We start from the raw sequence: 16002 nt of genomic DNA on the forward strand, positions 1-16002 counted from the left end.
GTCGTGGCGACGACGAGTCGCCACGACGCCCGGCCGCAGCGTCCAGGGAGGGAGGCTGACATGAGGAAGCGGTTGCACCGCGAGCGCGGCGCCAGCGTCGTCGAGTTCGCGCTGATCGTGCCCCTGCTGATGATCCTGGTCCTCGGGATCGTCGAGTTCGGCCACGCCTTCCAGGTCCAGGGCACCCTGTCCGCGGCGGCCCGCGAGGGCGCCCGGGTCATGGCGCTGCAGAGCAACCCGGCCGCCGCCCGCGCCGCCGTCCGCGACGCCGCGCCCACCCTCGACCCGGTGATCACCGACGCCCAGATCGCCATCACGCCCGCCGCGTGCCCGATGACCGCGACGACCACGGCCAACGTGCGGGTGACCATCAGCTACCCCATGCCCTTCCTGACCGGCTTCTTCGGCGCCGACGTCGACCTGACCGGGACGGGGGTCATGCGGTGCAACGGCTGACCCGCCCGCTGCGGGCCCGCCTCCGGCGCCGGCTGACCGGCGAGCGCGGCGCGGTGGCCGTGCTGCTGTCCGTCCTGCTCGTCCCGCTGCTCGGCTTCACCGCGATCGCCGTCGACGTCGGCGCGCTCTACGCCGACAAGGCCCGCCTCCAGGTCGCCGCCGACGCCGCCGCCCTCGCCGTGGCCCGCGACTGCGCCCGCGGCGCCTGCGGCGACATGCAGGCCACCGCCCAGGAGCTGGTCGACGCCAACGACGAGGCCGCCGCCGGCGCCGGCGCGGCCACCGCGGCCCCGCCGCTGCTGCAGAGCGGGCCCACCCGCGTGACGGTCACCGGCAGCGCCCCCCGCGAGCACTGGTTCGCCCCGGTCATCGGCCACGACGCGAGTTCCGTCTCGGCGACGGCGACCGTCACCTGGGGCGCGCCCAGCGGCGGGACGGCCATGCTGCCGCTGATCTTCTCCTGGTGCGAGTGGCAGGCCCAGACCGGCGGCGGCGTGCCCTCGGGCACCACGGAACGCACCATCGTGCTGCCCAAGAAGTCCGACACCGGCTGCACCGGCCCCTCGCGCATGTTCGTGCCCGGCGGCTTCGGATGGCTGCAGTCCGACGGCGGCAACACCTGCAAGGCGACCACGCGGATGGGCAACCGCTTCGACTCCGAGCCGGGCAACAACCCGTCGCAGGGCTGCTCGGTCGGTGACGTCGCGGCCCTGGTCGGCCGGACCGTGCTGCTGCCGATCTTCGACGAGTCCGGCGGCACCGGCAGCGGCGCCTGGTACGAGGTCTACGGCTACGCCGCCTTCACGATCACCGGTTACCACTTCGGCGGGCTCTTCGACTCCGGTGCGCCCTGCAAGGGCGAGGAGCGCTGCATCCGCGGCTACTTCACCCGCTTCGTCGACGCCTCCGGCGCCTTCGACACCAGCACCGACGCCCCGGACCTCGGCGCGTCCATCCTCCGACTGATCCGATAGGGGCCCTTCCGTGAGACGCCGACTGCTCGCCGCCGTCGCGGCGCTGGTCCTCGTGGCCGCCGGCACCGTGGTGCTGCTGGCCTACGTGCGCGGCGCCGACGCCCGCGCCCTCGCGGGGGTGCGCACGGTCGAGGTCCTCGTGGTGGACCAGCCGATCCCCGAGGGCACCCCGGCCGAGGAGGTCGCCGACCTGGTCCGCACCGAGGTGCTGCCCGCCAAGGCGGCGGTCGAGGGGCGGGTGACCGACCTCGACCAGCTCACCGGCCAGGTCGCCACCGCGGACCTCGAGCCCGGCGAGCAGCTGCTGGCCGGCCGGTTCGCCGCACCCGGCGACCTGCAGGCGCCCGGCACCGTGCCGGTGCCGGAGGGGCTGTCGGAGGTGAGCGTGGTCCTCGAGCCGCAGCGCGCGGTCGGGGGCCGGCTGGCCGCCGGCGACGAGATCGGCGTCTACATCTCGATGGAGCTGCAGGGCAACATCGACGCCGACCCCGAGGACGAGCAGATCGGCACGACGCACGCCACCCTGCACGGCGTCCTCGTCACCCAGGTCCAGGGCGCCCCGGCGCCCGCCGGCACCGAGGACGGGGACGTGGAGACCGCCTCGGCCACCAGCGTCGCCCCGACGGGGAACCTGATGGTCACGATGGCCCTGCCGGCCCGCGACGCCGAGCGGGTCGTGTTCGGCATGGAGCACGCGACCGTGTGGCTGGCGCTCGAGCGCGAGGGCACCGACACGTCCGGCACTCGCGTCGTCACCCAGGGCAACGTCTACGGCGACCTGCTCGCCGCGCTCGGCGCCGTGGCCGCGGAGGCCACCGAATGAGCCGCGTCGTGCTCGCCGGCGCCGACGACGACCTCCGGTCCCGGGTCGTGGCCGCCGCGGACGGCGACGTCCAGGTCCTGCCGCCCGGCCGGCTGCCCGGCGACCCGGGCCGGCTGTTCGAGCTGCTCACCGACGGCGAGCTGCCCGACGTCCTGCTCGTCGGCCCGCTGGCGCCGCTGCACGAGGTGCTGAGCCTGGCCGCGCGGCTGGACGTGCAGTGCCCCGGCATCAGCGTCGTCCTCGTCGCCGAGCCCACGCCGGACCTGTGGCAGGCGGCGATGCGGGCCGGCATCCGCGACCTGGTGCCACCGCGCGCCGAGCCGGCCGACCTCGCCGCGGCCGTCGAGCGCGCCGGCGCGGCCGCCGCCGACCGGCGGCGGGTGCTGCGCCCGCTGGAGGAGACCGCCCGGTTCACCGGCCGGGTCATCACCGTCGCCTCGCCCAAGGGCGGCGTCGGCAAGACGACGGTGGCGACCAACCTCGCCGTCGGCCTGGCCACCGCGGCGCCGCAGGGCACCGTGCTCGTCGACCTCGACGTGCAGTTCGGCGACGTCGCCTCCGCGCTCGGCCTGGTGCCCGAGTACACGCTGCCCGACGCCGTCCACGGCCCGGCCAGCCAGGACACCATGGTCCTCAAGACCTTCCTCACCCAGCACCCCAGCGGGCTGTTCGCCGTCTGCGGGTCGGAGTCACCGGCCGCCGGGGATACGGTGACCGCCGAGGACGTGAGCCGACTGCTCCACGCCCTGGCCCGCGAGTTCCGCTACGTCGTCGTCGACACCGCACCGGGGCTGTCGGAGCAGACGCTGGCCGCCATCGACGGGGCCACCGACGTGGTCCTGCTGAGCAGCATGGACGTGCCCGGCGTCCGCGGTCTGCGCAAGGAGGTGCAGGTGCTCGGCGAGCTCGGCATGATCCCGGCCGGGCGGCACGTGGTCATGAACATGGCCGACCCGAAGAACGGGCTGTCGCAGCGCGACGTCGAGTCCGCGATCGGCACCGGGGTCGACGTCGTCGTCCCGCGGTCGCCCGCGGTCCCGGCGTCGACCAACCAGGGCGTGCCGATCCTCGCCAGCCACGGCAAGGACCCGGCGGCCAAGGAGCTGCGCCGGCTGGTCTCCCGGTTCGCCGCCACCCCGCTGGTCAAGCCGGGCCGCTACCGCGCCAAGCACCGGGCGGCGTCGTGAACCTCGCCTCCCGCCTCGCCGCCGCCAAGGGCCGGCCGGCCGAGCCGGCGCCCGCGCCGGTCGCGCTGCAGAAGCCGACGCCCGCGGCGACGCCGCCGGTCGTCCCGGCGCCCCGGCCCGTGACCCCGGTCGCCCCGGCGCCCCCGACCGACGCCCTCACCCGGCTCAAGGACCGCGTCGCCAAGGCGCTGTTCGAGCGCATGGGGGCGCGGCTCAACGACCCGTCGCTGTCGGAGGACGCGCTGCGCGGCATCGTCCTCGGCGAGCTGGACACCGTCGTCGACGAGGAGAAGGTGCCGCTCTCGCCCGACGAGCGGGCCCGGCTGACTGCGGAGCTGGCCGACGACGTGCTCGGTTTCGGCCCGCTGCAGAAGCTGCTCGACGACGCGACGGTCACCGAGATCATGTGCAACGGCCCGGAGATGGTCTACGTCGAGCAGGGCGGCAAGCTGGTGCGCAGCGCCGCCCGGTTCACCTCCGAGGAGCACCTGCGCCGGGTGATCGACCGGATCGTCTCCAAGGTGGGACGCCGGATCGACGAGTCCTCGCCCATGGTGGACGCGCGCCTGGCCGACGGCTCGCGGGTCAACGCGATCATCCCGCCGCTGGCCTTCTCCGGGTCGACGCTGACCATCCGCAAGTTCTCGAAGGACCCCTTCGGCGTCGACGACCTCATCGGCTTCGGCACGCTCAGCCCGGAGATGGCCGAGCTGCTGCACGCCTGCGTAGAGGCCCGGCTCAACATCATCGTCTCGGGCGGTACCGGCACCGGGAAGACGACGCTGCTCAACGTGCTGTCGTCGTTCATCCCGGAGGGCGAGCGGATCGTCACCATCGAGGACGCCGTCGAGCTGCAGCTGCAGCAGGAGCACGTCGTCCGCCTGGAGTCGCGCCCGCCCAACATCGAGGGCAGGGGCGCGATCACCATCCGCGACCTGGTCCGCAACAGCCTGCGGATGCGCCCCGACCGCATCGTGGTCGGGGAGTGCCGCGGCGGTGAGTCGCTGGACATGCTGCAGGCGATGAACACCGGCCACGACGGCTCGCTGTCGACGGTGCACGCCAACTCGCCGCGCGACGCCATCGCGCGCCTGGAGACCCTGGTGCTCATGGCGGGCATGGACCTGCCGCTGCGGGCCATCCGCGAGCAGATCGCCTCGGCCGTCGACGTCGTCGTCCAGCTGACCCGGCTGCGGGACGGCACCCGCCGGGTCACCCACGTGACCGAGGTGCAGGGCATGGAGGGGGAGACGGTCACGCTGCAGGACGCGTTCCTGTTCGACTACTCGGCCGGCGTCGACCCCTCGGGCCGGTTCCTCGGCAAGCCGGTCGCGACCGGCGTCCGGCCGCGGTTCACCGACCGCTTCGAGGAGCTCGGGATCCGGGTCTCCCCGGCGGTGTTCGGCACGCCCGAGCCGGTGCACGCGCGGCGGTGGGCCTGATGTCCCCGGCGCTGCTGCTGCTCGGGCTGGTGCTGGTGACCGGCGGGCTGGCCGTCCTGGCCCTCGGCGTGGTGCCCGCCGGCCCGCGCCGGGTGCCGCTGGCCCGGCTGGACCCGTCGGTCGCGCCGCCGCCGACCCTGCTGTCGAAGGTGGCCGCGCAGGCCTCGGGCGGCGTCGAGCAGGTGATCGCGCGGCGCGGCGGGGTCGCGGCCGGGACGGCCGCCCTGGAGCGGGCCGGCATCGCGATGGGCCTGTCCGAGCTGGTGCTGCTCACCGGCCTGGTCACGCTCGTCGTCGGTGCGCTCGGGTGGCTGCTCGGGGGCGTGCTCGCCGGGCTGCTGCTCGCGCTGCTCGCCCCGGTGGGTGCCCACGTGCTGGTCCGGCTGCGGACCGGCCGGCGGCAGGCCCGGTTCGCCGACCAGCTCGACGACGCGCTGCAGCTGATGGCCAGCAGCCTGCGGGCCGGGCACAGCCTGCTGCGCGCGGTGGACGCGGTGGCCGACCAGGCGCCGGCCCCGATCGGCGAGGAGTTCGCCCGGATCGTCAACGAGACGCGGGTGGGCCGGGACCTCGGCGTCGCGCTCGACGAGGTGGCCGCGCGGGTGGACAGCGACGACTTCCGCTGGACCGCCCAGGCCATCGCCATCCACCGGGAGGTCGGCGGCAACCTGGCCGAGGTGCTCGACACGGTCGGCCACACGATCCGCGAGCGCAACGCCATCCGCCGTCAGGTGAAGGCCCTGTCGGCCGAGGGCCGGCTGTCGGCCTGGGTGCTCATGGCCCTGCCGGTCGGCATCGTCGCCTTCCTGACGGTGACCAACCCGGTCTACCTCTCCGCGTTCACCGAGTCCCTGGCCGGCTGGGTCATGATCGCCGTGTCGGCGGGCCTGCTGGTCGTCGGCGGGCTGTGGCTCAAGAAGACCGTGGCGATCCGGTTCTGATGACCACCGTCCCCGCTCCCGTCCTCGCCGCCACGCTGGCCGTGGCCCTCGGCGTGCCCCTGCTCGGCTGGGCGCTGTTCGCGCGTCCGGAGGACGCCGCCGCCCGGTCCCGCGCCAACCTCACCCGCGGGCTCGACGTGGCCGGCGCCGGCCCGCGGACCGCCCGGACCCGCCCGGGACCGCTCGGCCGGCTGGTCTCGGTGCTGACACCGGCGGGCACGGTGGCCCGGCTGGACCGGATGGCCGGCGCGGCCGGGCGGCCGGCGGCCTGGCCCGTCCCCCGGCTGGTCGCCGCCAAGCTGGTGCTGGCCGCGATCGCCGCGGCGCTCGGGCTGCTGGTGGTGAGCAGCCGTCCGGGACCGCTCACCGTGCTCATGGCCCTCGCCACGACGGCCGTCGCCTACGTCGTCCCGGAGCTGCTGCTGTACAGCCGGGGCCAGGAGCGCCAGCAGGCCATCGGGCTGGAGCTGGCCGACACCCTCGACCAGATGACCATCGCGGTGGAGGCCGGTCTCGGCTTCGAGGCCGCGATGGCCCGGGCCGGGCGGAACGGGCGCGGCCCGCTCGCCGAGGAGCTGGTGCGCACGCTGCAGGACATCGGCGTGGGCCAGCCCCGCCGCGAGGCCTACCTCGCCCTGGCCGAGCGCACCGGCGTGGAGGACCTGCGACGGTTCATCCGGGCCGTCGTGCAGGCCGACGTCTACGGCGTCTCGATCGCCGACGTGCTGCGCACGCAGGCGCAGGAGATGCGGCTCAAGCGCCGGCAGCGGGCCGAGGAGAAGGCCATGCAGATCCCGGTCAAGGTCATCTTCCCGCTGATGCTGTGCATCCTGCCGGTCCTGTTCGTCGTGCTGCTGGGCCCGGCCGCCATGGACATCGTCGACGCCTTCAGCTGAGCGCCGCGGCGGCCGCGCACCCGGTGGGGTGCGCGGCCGCCGTCGGATCGGAGGGAGGTCAGCCGGTCGAGCGGGGCTGGGCCGGGTTGGTCGGGTCGCCCTGCGACGGCGGGTTCATCGCCGGGCCGGTCGTGGCCTCGGACACCTTCGAGCCCGCGGAGGCGTGCACCGGGTCGTCGGCCGCCGGGGACGCCGGGTCGCCGCCGGAGGGCTGGGCGCCCTCGTGCAGCGACCGCAGCCGGTTCTCCATGGCGGTGACCACCTGCAGCCGGTCGGCGTGGGCCCGCTCGTAGTCGAGCACGGTCTGCAGGCCGGTGGCGTCCAGCGTGCGGATGCGCGAGATCAGTCCCTCCACCGGCAGGTGGTCGTAGTCGGGCAGCGGCAGCTGGTCGTGCTCGGTCATGCGGGACCGCCTACCCGCGCCTCCCGGATCCGACACGGTGTGTGGCACTCGGGTCGGTGGGTAGGCGGCGAGCGGAGCGCGTCCCGCAGCGGGCGCCGACCCGCCACCGATCAGCACAGAGGAAGTGGTCCCCACCCCATGGACGTGTCCTTCCTGGCACCGGTCTTCCAGGCCGCAGGTCCCTTCGCCACCGTGACCGCCGACGTCACGCACACCACCGAGAACGCCGACACCGAGCTCGACCTCCGCGTCCGCGCGGTCGCCGAGAGGCTCACCGAGCAGGGCGCGCCGGAGGCGGTCGTCGAGGCGGTCCGCGGCCGGCTGCTGGAGGGCAACGACGGCGGCGAGGCGGGCACCATCCGCGGCCGCGCGGTCGTCGTCGCCGCCGACGGCACCGTCGTCTTCGACTCCCAGCTCGCCGACGTGCCGCGCCAGGAGCTCGCCGAGTGGTCGCCGCAGCCGGACCTGCTGCCGGTGCTGCGCGCGCTGCCCGGACGCGTCCCGCACGTCGTCGTCCTCACCGACCGCACCGGCGCCGACCTCACCGTCGCGAGCCTCCCCGGCCACGCCGAGGAGGAGGAGACGGTGAAGGGCGACACCTTCCAGATCCGCAAGTTCCAGGGCGGCGGCTGGGCCCACCACCGGTACCAGCACAACGCCGAGAACAAGTGGGTGCACAACGCCGACGACGTCGCCGAGCACGTCGCCTCGGTCGTCCGGCGCCACCAGCCGCGGTTCGTGCTGCTCGCCGGCGACATGCGCGCCCGCCAGATCCTCACCGACCGGGCCAGCGGGCTGTGGTCGGACCTGATCGTGTCCATCGACGAGGGCGGCCGGGCCGCCGGCGCCGACCGCGAGCCGGTCGAGCGGAAGGCCGCCGAGCTCGTCGCCGAGCACGAGGCGCGGGACGAGGCCGACGCCGTCGAGAAGATCAGCTCCGCCGGCGCCCACGGCCTGGCCGTCACCGGGACGGCGAACGTCGTCGAGGCGCTGCGCAAGGCGCAGGTGGAGACGCTCGTCCTCGCCGACCCCGCCGACGACGAGCAGCTGCTCGTGGGCGCCTCCCCGCTGGAGCTCGGCATCGACCGGGCCGACATGGACGCCCTCGGCGTGCAGGAGGCGCAGTCGGTCCCCGCCGAGCGCGCGCTGCTGGCCGCCGCCGTGGCGAGCACCGCGGGCGTCGTCGTCGTGCCGCGGGCCGCCGTGCCCGGCGACATCCCGGTCGCGGCGATCCTGCGCTACACCGACGACTCCACCCCGACCCCCCAGTGACGGAGGCTGACCCGATGAGCGACCCGCACCAGGAGGGCACCCCGGCCGGCACCAGCCCGGCCGACGTCGACCGCCGCGCCGCGATCGCCGAGACGCTCGGCAAGGAGGTGTGGCCGGCCGACCGCGACGCGCTCGTGGCCCGCGCCGAGGAGTCCAACGCCGAGGACCGCGTGCTCGCCGACCTGCGCCGGCTCCCCGCCGGGCAGACGTTCGAGAACGTCCAGGACGTCGCCCGCGCGCTGGGCATCGGCACCGAGCAGCAGCGCTTCTGAGGAGGTCCGCGTGACCACGAACAAGGAGCCGAGCCCGGAGGCCCTGGCCAACGTCACCGAGCACAACGTCGAGACCCGCGCCGACCTGCTCCCCGAGGAGGCCGGCATGAAGGGCAGCGGCATGGAGGAGGTGGCCGCCGAGGTGATCCTCGCCGAGTCGGAGGAGCGCACCCTGCACCCCGACCCGGACGACGCCCAGGGCGCCCACCGCCAGTCCGCGGAGACGGCGGACCTGCCCTGAGCGAGCGGCACGAGCACCCGGTCCAGCTGCGCTGGTCCGACACCGACGTCTACGGGCACGTCAACCACGCCCGCGTCCTCGGCCTGCTCGAGGACGCCCGGCTGGCCATGGTCGACCCCACGCCGGGCGGGGGGATCATCCTCGCCCGGCTGGAGGTCGACTACCTGCGGCAGGTGCACTACCGGATCGGGGAGCACCTGACGGTGTCGACGTCGATCACCCGGCTGGGCCGCAGCTCCATCGGCATGTGCCAGGAGCTCACCCAGGACGGGGAGGTGGCCCTGCGCGCGGAGATGGTGCTGGTCAACTTCGACTACGCCGCCGACGCCTCGGCGCCGCTGACCGAGGCGCAGCGGGCGCACTGGTCGCGCTGGCTGGTGGAGCCGCGGGGCGCCGCGGGACGCTGACGCCGGCCGCCCTCCGGCGTAGCGTCCCGCCATGGCCGAGACCGCCGCGCCGCCCTTCGCCCGGGACCACGACGGCGGGGAGCGGCTGGTCTTCTGGGGGACGACGATCGTCGTCCGCGCGTCCGCGGACACCACGGCCGGGGCCTTCACCCTGTTCGAGGAGCAGACGCCGATCCTGGACACCTCCCGGCACGTGCACCGGGACACCGACGAGCTGTACTACGTGATCGAGGGCGAGCACGTCTTCGTGTGCGGCGAGCAGGAGTTCACCGTCGGCCCGGGCGGGACGCTGTTCCTCCCGCGCGGCGTCCCGCACTCCCACCGGCGGGTGGTGCCCGGCGAGGGCCGGCTGCTGTGCATGACGTCCCCGGCCGGCTTCGAGGGCTTCTTCCGCACCCTCGCCGAGGCCAGCGCGACCGGCGGCTCGTTCGACGAGGCCTACCGGCGGGCCTCCCGGGAGCACGGCGTCACCTGGCTCGGCCCCGACGACTGACCGCCCCACCCGCGGGTACCTGCGCCGGCATGCCCAAGACGACGAGGAGCGGGGACGCGAAGGCCGACGAGATCCCCAGCACCCTGCAGCGCTCGGACGAGAAGGCGCAGCGCACCTTCGCCAAGGCCCACGACTCCGCCGTCGAGAACTACGACGGCGACGAGCAGCGGGCCAACCGGGTGGCGTGGGCGGCGGTCAAGCACACCCACGAGAAGGTCGGCGACCACTGGGAGCCCAAGGACCACAAGGGGCCCAGCGACCCCCGGGCCGAGGGCGGCGCGGACACCGACCGGGAGACCAGGGGCGGCGTCGACGCCAACGCCACCAAGGAACACCTGATGGACCTCGCGAAGCGGCTCGACGTCCACGGCCGCTCGTCGATGACCAAGGACGAGCTGGTCGACGCGATCAGGAAGGCCAGCGACCGGGCGACGGCCAAGGCCCGCGAGCACTAGCGCGGGGACGGCGACCGGCCCCGCTGCGGGACGCGCACGGGCCTGACCAGGCACGGAGCGTGCCGACGAGCCGCGGGTCCGAGCCGGTCCAGCACGGCCGGGGATGGCGAGCGCCGTTCCTGGCGCGAGGACGAGCACGCTCTGGCGGCCCTGGCCCGACGAGGCCACCACGCCGTCCCGACGAGGTGATCCGATGAAGCGTCGCCTGTTCGTCCCCCTGGCCGCCGGCGCCTGCGTGTTCGCGGTCGCCACTCCGGCTGCGGCGGTGCCCCCTGAGCGCGTGGAGAACGTGACCTTCGACCCGGCCGTGGTCGAACGGGACGACTTCCTGAGCGATGCCTGCGGTTTCGACGTGACCAGCTCCGCCAAGGGACACTTCCGGCTCACCGTGCACCTCGACCGGAACGGGGAGTTCGTGCGGGCCGTCGGCCATCCCAGCTTCACCAACACCCTCACCGGCCCCGGCGGGACCGTCACGACTGCCGACCGGGGCATGGACCGGATCACGGTCGACCCCGACGGCACGCTGACCGTGTTCGGTACCGGCATCCACCTGAAGATCCACGGTGGCGCCCACGCCATCGGACTGTGGGTGCTCGTCATCGACCCCGAGACCGATGAACTCCTGTCGGCCGAGTACCACGGGCGTTTCGACGTGCTGGAGCCGGAGATCGTCGGCGAGCTCTGCACTGCCCTCGGCCCCTGACCGGGGCCGGCCGCCAGGGGCCGCGAGCGAGCCGGCCCCTGGCGGGGGACCGGAACGCCACGGTCGCCTGCGCTCGCCGGGCCGCGGCGCGAAGACCGTCCTTCTCTGCCATCGCGAACGACGCCGCGGCGAACGCTCTCGTCGCGGCCGCCGAGCAGAGCGCCTCGGGCGGGCCGGCACCTGGGACCCCATCTCAGGTGGGGGCGTCCAGGGAACGACGACGGCCGAGTCCCGCCCGTCACCGAGGTGAACCACCTCGGGCACGTGGCCGCCGCGGAGGCCGCCGTGCCGGTACTCGGGCGCGCACGCCGGCCAGGCGGTGACCCCCAGCTCGCCGAGCCGCGCGGCCCGGGCGGTGCCGCGCCCGGGCGAGCTGCTGCTGCGGGCGCGCCGGCGGTTGCCCCGCCGCTGACTCAGGTCGCGGGGACGACCCACAGCTCGCGCTGCGGGGACCCGAGCGGTGCCGGGCCCGCGGACGTGAGGACGACCTCCTCCTCCAGCGCCAGCCGCAGGCACTGGCCGCCCCACTCCGGCACCGTCACCCGGACGGCGAGCTCCAGGGCGAACACGGTGTCCGGGTGCAGCACGCGGTCGCCCTCGCCGGGCACGCCCCGCTGGTCGTCCCACCTGCCGACGACCGGCCCGGCGCCGTGGCCGTGCACGCCCACCGGGTGGGAGTAGACGTCGGCCTCCAGGCCCTCGGCGGCCAGCGCGGCCCGGGCGGCGGCGAGCACCTCGTTGCCGGTCCGCCCCGGCACCAGCGCCGCGGCGGTGAGCTCCTGCGCGCGGCGCCCCGCCGCCCACGCCCGCCGCAGCCCCGCCGGCGGGCCGTCCTCCCCGGGGCGCAGCAGGTAGGCGCTGCGCTGCAGGTCGGTGGCCAGGCCGAGGCTGCTCAGCCCGGCGTCGCAGGTCACCAGGTCGCCGGGCTCCAGGACGGCGTCCTGCGGCACGGCCGGCAGCTCCACCCCGCCGTCGGCGAGCAGCGGCACGCCGGCCCGCTGCACGGTGACCCCGGGGTGGAACCACGGCGGCACGCCCCGGCCGGCCATGCGCTCGTGCACCTCCCACGCCAGGTCCGCCGCCGTGCTGACACCCGGGACGAGCACGTCGGAGGAGAGGACCTCGGCCAGCACCCGGTCGGTGTACCGGGCCAGGGCGTCGAGGGCGGCGACCTCCTCGGGCAGCCGGGTCTCCAGCCAGCCGACGACGAGGTCCTCCGCGGAGACCAGCCGGCCGGCGAGGTCGCCGAGCGCCGCGGTGAGCCGCCGGTGCTCGGCCACCGACAGCCCGTCGGCCAGCGGGCACCCGGCCGACACGTCGACGCCGATCCGCCGCGGCGCGGCCTGGGCGACGATCCGCCGCACCGCGGCCCACTGCGCGTCCTCGTCGTCGCCACCGTCACCGGCGCCGCCGTCGTCGCCGGGGGCCCAGCCGGGCAGGAACTGGCCGACCGGGTAGCGGGAGACCGCGACCGGCGTGACGCCGTCGTCGCTGCGGTGCAGGACCAGGACGACCAGCCGCCGGGCCGACAGCCAGCTGGCCGGCAGCAGGGTGGGCAGCACGGGGTCCTCGCCGCCCTCGCGGCCGACGACCAGCCACAGGTCGATGCCGGCGCGGTCCATCAGGCCGGGCAGGAGGTCGAGCAGCCGCTGGGTCAGCCACCGGTCGCGGACGTCGGCCTGCTCGCGCCGCGGCAACGGCACCGTCCGCGTCGGGTCCGGGACGACCAGCGTCATGGGGACAGGGAAGCAGAGAACCGCCGCCCGCACCCGGTGGAACGGGAGGTCAGGCCCCGGTGGGCGCCGCGCCGGGCCGCGCGGCCCCCGGGACCGTCGGCGGGTCCAGCCGCTCGCCGGGCGGGGTGGGCCGCGGCAGCGGCGGCGCGACGGTGGCCACCCGGTCCCGGCCGGCCTGCTTGGCCCGGTACATGGCCGCGTCGGCCCGGTCGACCAGCCGCCACAGCGCGCCGGTGGCGTCCTCGCCGTCGGCCGGCCGGGTCAGCGCGACGCCGATCGAGGCGGTCACCGCGTGCCCGTGCCGGTCCCGGGTGGCCCGCACCGCGAGCCGGAGCCGCTCGGCCAGGTGCGCGGCCTCGCCGGGGTCGCCGACCAGGCCGAGGACCACCAGCTCCTCCCCGCCGATGCGGGCGAGCACGTCGCTGGGCCGCACGGTGTCGGCCAGCGCCTCGGCGACGGCCAGCAGCACGGTGTCGCCGGCGGCGTGCCCGTGCCGGTCGTTGACCTGCTTGAAGTGGTCGAGGTCGATGACCATCGCGGCGACCCGCAGCCCCTCGCGGCGGGCCTGCCGCCAGATCCGGGAGGCCTCCTCGACCAGGTGCCGGCGGTTGGCCAGCCCGGTGAGCGGGTCGCGGCGGGACTGCGCCTCGGTGGCCGCCAGCAGCCGCCGCTCCCGGCGGCGCAGCAGGTGCACGCCGACCGCCACGAGGTCGAGCATCCCGGCGGAGACGGCCACCTGGACGGCGAGCCCGACCGTGCTCGCGTAGCTGTGCTGCACCGCCACCGCGACGGCGACCGGCGTGACCGCCATGTGCACGCCGAGCATCCACGGCCGCAGGAACCACGCGGCCACCACCGAGGGGAACAGCAGCATCAGCGGCGTCGCGTAGCGCACCGGGTCCTCGATGCACAGCGCGACGACGGCGTAGACGAGGTCGCCGAGCAGCACCAGGCCGAAGGTCTGCCACAGCCCGACGCGGCGGCGCACGATCAGCGGCACCGCGGCGAGCACGCAGGCGGCCATCGTGGCGCCGTAGGTCACGCCCGTGGCGCCCTCGCGGACGACGCCGTCCAGGGCCAGGTTGACCAGGCCCGTGAGGCCGCCGACGACGAGCAGGACGGCGAGCAGCAGCGCGGCGACCCGGTTCTCGGGACCGCCGGGCCCGAGCACGTCGTCCGACGTCGGGGCGTCGCGGTCGGGCGGCCGGACGGAGGTCACCGGCGCAGGATGCCGCACGGGGCGGCGTCGCGGGAGGTCCGCGGCGCGGCGCCCCACCACCCGGGGGACCGGGCGTGCGGCGCAGGGGCGGCGGCGCGGCGCCGTCGCTGGCAGGCTGCCCGCATGTCGCACCCGGATCCCGGCCTCGTCGACGTCCGCCCGCTGGCCGACCACCCGCTCGCCGAGGCCGGCGCGGCCGCGCTGCGCATGGTCGCGCCGGGCGCGGCCACCGCCGGCCGGTTCGGGCTGGTCGAGTACCGGCTGGGCCCCCGGTCGGCGGGCGCGGCGCCGCACTTCCACCAGACGTTCTCCGAGTCCTTCTACGTGCTCTCCGGCGAGCTGACGCTCTACGCCGGCGGGCGCTGGCAGCCGTGCCGGCCCGGCGACTTCGCGCTGGCCCACGAGCGGGGCGTGCACGGCTTCCGCAACGACTCCGACGAGCCGGCGTCCTTCCTCATCCTGTTCACCCCCGGCATCGCGCGGGAGTCGTTCTTCGCCGAGATGGCGGAGATGCGCCGGAGCGGGCTGCGGCCGTCCCCGGAGGAGATGACCGCCTTCTACGCGCGGCACGACCAGGTGATGGTCGAGGAGTGACGACCGCGGCGAGCGTGGCGACCCCGTTCGGGGGCATGACGTGATCGGGTGTCCCCAGCACGTGGGGACCGGCTGACAGGAGGCGCACGTGGCCGAGGGACCGTGGTTCTACTGCCTGAAGCACCACACCGTGGAGACCCGGGACGGCTGCGCCGAGCGGCACCGCCTCGGGCCCTACGCCACGCGCGAGGAGGCCGAGCACGCGCTGCAGTCGGTGGCCGAGCGCAACGAGCGCCTGGACCAGGAGGACCGGGAGTGGGAGGGCCGCTGACCGGCCCCTGCTGACCGCCCCCTGCTGACCGGGCGCTCCCGACCGGCCCGGCATGATCGGGCCCGGTGTGCCGGACCCGCCGGTGCCCGGGAGGAGGCAGCGTGACCACCGCAGCGGAGAGCCGTCCCGTCGAGGAGCTGGTCGTCGGGGTGCTGGGCGGGACCGGCCCGCAGGGGCGCGGGCTCGCCGTCCGGCTGGCCGCCGTGGGGCAGCGGGTGCTGCTCGGGTCCCGGGACGCCGACCGCGCCCGCGAGGTGGCCGCGCAGGTGGCCGAGCGGGCCGCGGCCGCCGGCGGGGGCGAGGTCTCGGTGCAGGGCGGGTCGAACCTCGACGTCGCGGGTGCGGCCGACCTGGTGATCGTCGCCGTCCCCTACGCCGGGCACGCCGACACGCTCGCGGAGCTGGCGCGCCCGCTGGCCGGGAAGGTCGTCGTCGACTGCGTGGTGCCGATGGGCTTCGACGAGCTGGGCGCCTACGTGCTCGACGTCGAGGAGGGCAGCGTGACCCAGCAGGCGGCGGCGCTGCTGCCCGACTCGCACGTCGTCGGCGCGTTCCACCACCTGTCGGCGGTGCTGCTCGAGGACCTGTCGAGGCCCACCCTCGACGGCGACGTCATGGTCGTCGGCGACGTGCGGGCGGCCACCGACCAGGTGCAGGCGCTGGCCGGGCGGCTGCCCGGGATGCGCGGCATCTACGCCGGCCGGCTGCGCAACGCCCGCCAGGTCGAGGCGCTGACCATCAACCTGGTCTCGGTCAACCGCCGGTACAAGGCGCACGCCGGCATCCGCGTCACCGACGTCTGAGCCCGCTCGCCGCCCCGCCAGCGCCAGCAGGCCCGGGACGACGTCGGCCGGGGCGGGCACCGCGGCGATCCCGGCGGCCACCTCGCGGGCGGCCGCGGCCAGGGCGGGGTCGGCGACCAGCCGCTCCGGCAGCGCCGGGGTGATCCCACCCGGCTCGACGGCGAGGCCGGCGCCCCGCGCGGCCACCGGGTCGGCGTTGGTGCGGCGGTCGCCGGCGCCGCGGACCACGAGCTGCGGCACGCCCGCGGCCAGCGCGGTCAGGACCGTGCCCGCGCCGCCGGCCGTGGCCACGACCACCCCGGCGCCGGCGTCGCGCAGGGCCAGGGCGAGCGGGACCAGCGGCAGGACGTGGCCAGTCAGCGGGGAGGCGACGACCAGCACGCGCACGCGGTCAGGCCGGTCCCGCCCGCC

The 16002-nt window shown here is 75.9% G+C and carries 20 protein-coding genes and 1 pseudogene; 17 read left to right on the forward strand and 4 right to left on the reverse strand.

What is annotated here, in order from left to right:
• Positions 1-60 precede the first annotated feature (60 nt).
• Genes ACI79B_RS20415 through ACI79B_RS20445 form a run of 7 tightly spaced genes read left to right on the forward strand, consistent with a single transcriptional unit; the run spans position 61 to position 6719 of the window.
• Positions 61-456 (forward strand): TadE/TadG family type IV pilus assembly protein, encoded by a 396-nt coding sequence (locus tag ACI79B_RS20415; RefSeq protein ID WP_456930473.1) that lies wholly within the window; start codon positions 61-63, stop codon positions 454-456.
• Complete coding sequence (locus ACI79B_RS20420; RefSeq protein ID WP_456930474.1) at positions 444-1430, forward strand: pilus assembly protein TadG-related protein; 987 nt, start codon at positions 444-446, stop codon at positions 1428-1430. The genes ACI79B_RS20415 and ACI79B_RS20420 overlap by 13 nt, the downstream gene beginning before the upstream one ends.
• 10 nt (positions 1431-1440) lie before the next feature.
• Positions 1441-2253, forward strand: coding sequence for a Flp pilus assembly protein CpaB (gene cpaB / locus ACI79B_RS20425; RefSeq protein ID WP_456930475.1), 813 nt, complete (start codon positions 1441-1443; stop codon positions 2251-2253).
• The gene (locus tag ACI79B_RS20430; protein ID WP_456930476.1) at positions 2250-3440 is read left to right on the forward strand and encodes an AAA family ATPase; all 1191 of its coding nucleotides are present in this window, start codon (positions 2250-2252) and stop codon (positions 3438-3440) included. The genes cpaB and ACI79B_RS20430 overlap by 4 nt, the downstream gene beginning before the upstream one ends.
• Positions 3437-4882 carry a CpaF family protein gene (locus tag ACI79B_RS20435; RefSeq protein WP_456930477.1) on the forward strand — a complete coding sequence of 482 codons (1446 nt, stop codon included), beginning with the start codon at positions 3437-3439 and terminating at the stop codon, positions 4880-4882. Before ACI79B_RS20430 ends, ACI79B_RS20435 begins: the two co-directional genes overlap by 4 nt.
• The gene (locus tag ACI79B_RS20440) at positions 4882-5823 is read left to right on the forward strand and encodes a type II secretion system F family protein (RefSeq protein WP_456930478.1); all 942 of its coding nucleotides are present in this window, start codon (positions 4882-4884) and stop codon (positions 5821-5823) included. Before ACI79B_RS20435 ends, ACI79B_RS20440 begins: the two co-directional genes overlap by 1 nt.
• On the forward strand, positions 5823-6719 hold the full coding sequence (locus ACI79B_RS20445) for a type II secretion system F family protein (protein ID WP_456930479.1): 897 nt from the start codon (positions 5823-5825) through the stop codon (positions 6717-6719). Before ACI79B_RS20440 ends, ACI79B_RS20445 begins: the two co-directional genes overlap by 1 nt.
• A 58-nt stretch (positions 6720-6777) precedes the next feature.
• Here ACI79B_RS20445 and ACI79B_RS20450 read toward each other — a convergent pair whose 3' ends face one another.
• Entirely contained in the window at positions 6778-7122 is a 345-nt protein-coding gene (locus ACI79B_RS20450) for a hypothetical protein (protein ID WP_456930360.1), read from the reverse strand.
• A 138-nt stretch (positions 7123-7260) separates the two neighbouring features.
• Here ACI79B_RS20450 and ACI79B_RS20455 point away from each other — a divergent pair, with 138 nt between their 5' ends.
• The 7 genes from ACI79B_RS20455 to ACI79B_RS20485 all read left to right on the forward strand — a co-directional run bounded on the left by ACI79B_RS20455 (position 7261) and on the right by ACI79B_RS20485 (position 10968).
• Positions 7261-8394, forward strand: coding sequence for a baeRF2 domain-containing protein (locus tag ACI79B_RS20455; protein ID WP_456930361.1), 1134 nt, complete (start codon positions 7261-7263; stop codon positions 8392-8394).
• A 14-nt stretch (positions 8395-8408) separates the two neighbouring features.
• Positions 8409-8666, forward strand: coding sequence for a DUF2795 domain-containing protein (locus ACI79B_RS20460; RefSeq protein ID WP_456930362.1), 258 nt, complete (start codon positions 8409-8411; stop codon positions 8664-8666).
• A 10-nt stretch (positions 8667-8676) separates the two neighbouring features.
• Positions 8677-8907 carry a hypothetical protein gene (locus ACI79B_RS20465; RefSeq protein WP_456930363.1) on the forward strand — a complete coding sequence of 77 codons (231 nt, stop codon included), beginning with the start codon at positions 8677-8679 and terminating at the stop codon, positions 8905-8907.
• Between the two features lie 26 nt (positions 8908-8933).
• Positions 8934-9314, forward strand: a complete 381-nt coding sequence (locus ACI79B_RS20470) for an acyl-CoA thioesterase (protein WP_456930385.1) — start codon at positions 8934-8936, stop codon at positions 9312-9314.
• A 31-nt stretch (positions 9315-9345) separates the two neighbouring features.
• The gene (locus ACI79B_RS20475; protein ID WP_456930364.1) at positions 9346-9807 is read left to right on the forward strand and encodes a cupin domain-containing protein; all 462 of its coding nucleotides are present in this window, start codon (positions 9346-9348) and stop codon (positions 9805-9807) included.
• Positions 9808-9836: 29 nt separating this feature from the next.
• Positions 9837-10262, forward strand: coding sequence for a ChaB family protein (locus tag ACI79B_RS20480; protein WP_456930365.1), 426 nt, complete (start codon positions 9837-9839; stop codon positions 10260-10262).
• A gap of 193 nt (positions 10263-10455) precedes the next feature.
• Positions 10456-10968: a hypothetical protein gene (locus ACI79B_RS20485; RefSeq protein ID WP_456930366.1), complete on the forward strand. Its 513-nt coding sequence runs from the start codon at positions 10456-10458 to the stop codon at positions 10966-10968.
• A gap of 413 nt (positions 10969-11381) precedes the next feature.
• On the opposite strand, the gene ACI79B_RS20490 is transcribed toward ACI79B_RS20485, so the two are convergent.
• The gene (locus ACI79B_RS20490; RefSeq protein WP_456930367.1) at positions 11382-12704 is read right to left on the reverse strand and encodes a M24 family metallopeptidase; all 1323 of its coding nucleotides are present in this window, start codon (positions 12702-12704) and stop codon (positions 11382-11384) included.
• 49 nt (positions 12705-12753) lie between these two features.
• Positions 12754-13923, reverse strand: coding sequence for a diguanylate cyclase (locus ACI79B_RS20495; protein WP_456930368.1), 1170 nt, complete (start codon positions 13921-13923; stop codon positions 12754-12756).
• 123 nt (positions 13924-14046) lie between these two features.
• Between ACI79B_RS20495 and ACI79B_RS20500 the strand changes: the two genes are divergently transcribed.
• The 3 genes from ACI79B_RS20500 to npdG all read left to right on the forward strand — a co-directional run bounded on the left by ACI79B_RS20500 (position 14047) and on the right by npdG (position 15591).
• Entirely contained in the window at positions 14047-14517 is a 471-nt protein-coding gene (locus ACI79B_RS20500) for a cupin domain-containing protein (protein WP_456930369.1), read from the forward strand.
• Between the two features lie 88 nt (positions 14518-14605).
• Complete coding sequence (locus ACI79B_RS20505) at positions 14606-14788, forward strand: hypothetical protein (protein ID WP_387989058.1); 183 nt, start codon at positions 14606-14608, stop codon at positions 14786-14788.
• A gap of 101 nt (positions 14789-14889) precedes the next feature.
• Positions 14890-15591 (forward strand): NADPH-dependent F420 reductase, encoded by a 702-nt coding sequence (gene npdG / locus ACI79B_RS20510; protein WP_456930370.1) that lies wholly within the window; start codon positions 14890-14892, stop codon positions 15589-15591.
• A 30-nt stretch (positions 15592-15621) separates the two neighbouring features.
• Here npdG and ACI79B_RS20515 read toward each other — a convergent pair.
• A pseudogene (locus tag ACI79B_RS20515) lies at positions 15622-15978 on the reverse strand (nucleotide disphospho-sugar-binding domain-containing protein); the annotation flags it as partial.
• Positions 15979-16002: the final 24 nt, after the last annotated feature.

The sequence above is a fragment of the Geodermatophilus sp. SYSU D00879 genome, assembly GCF_054050375.1.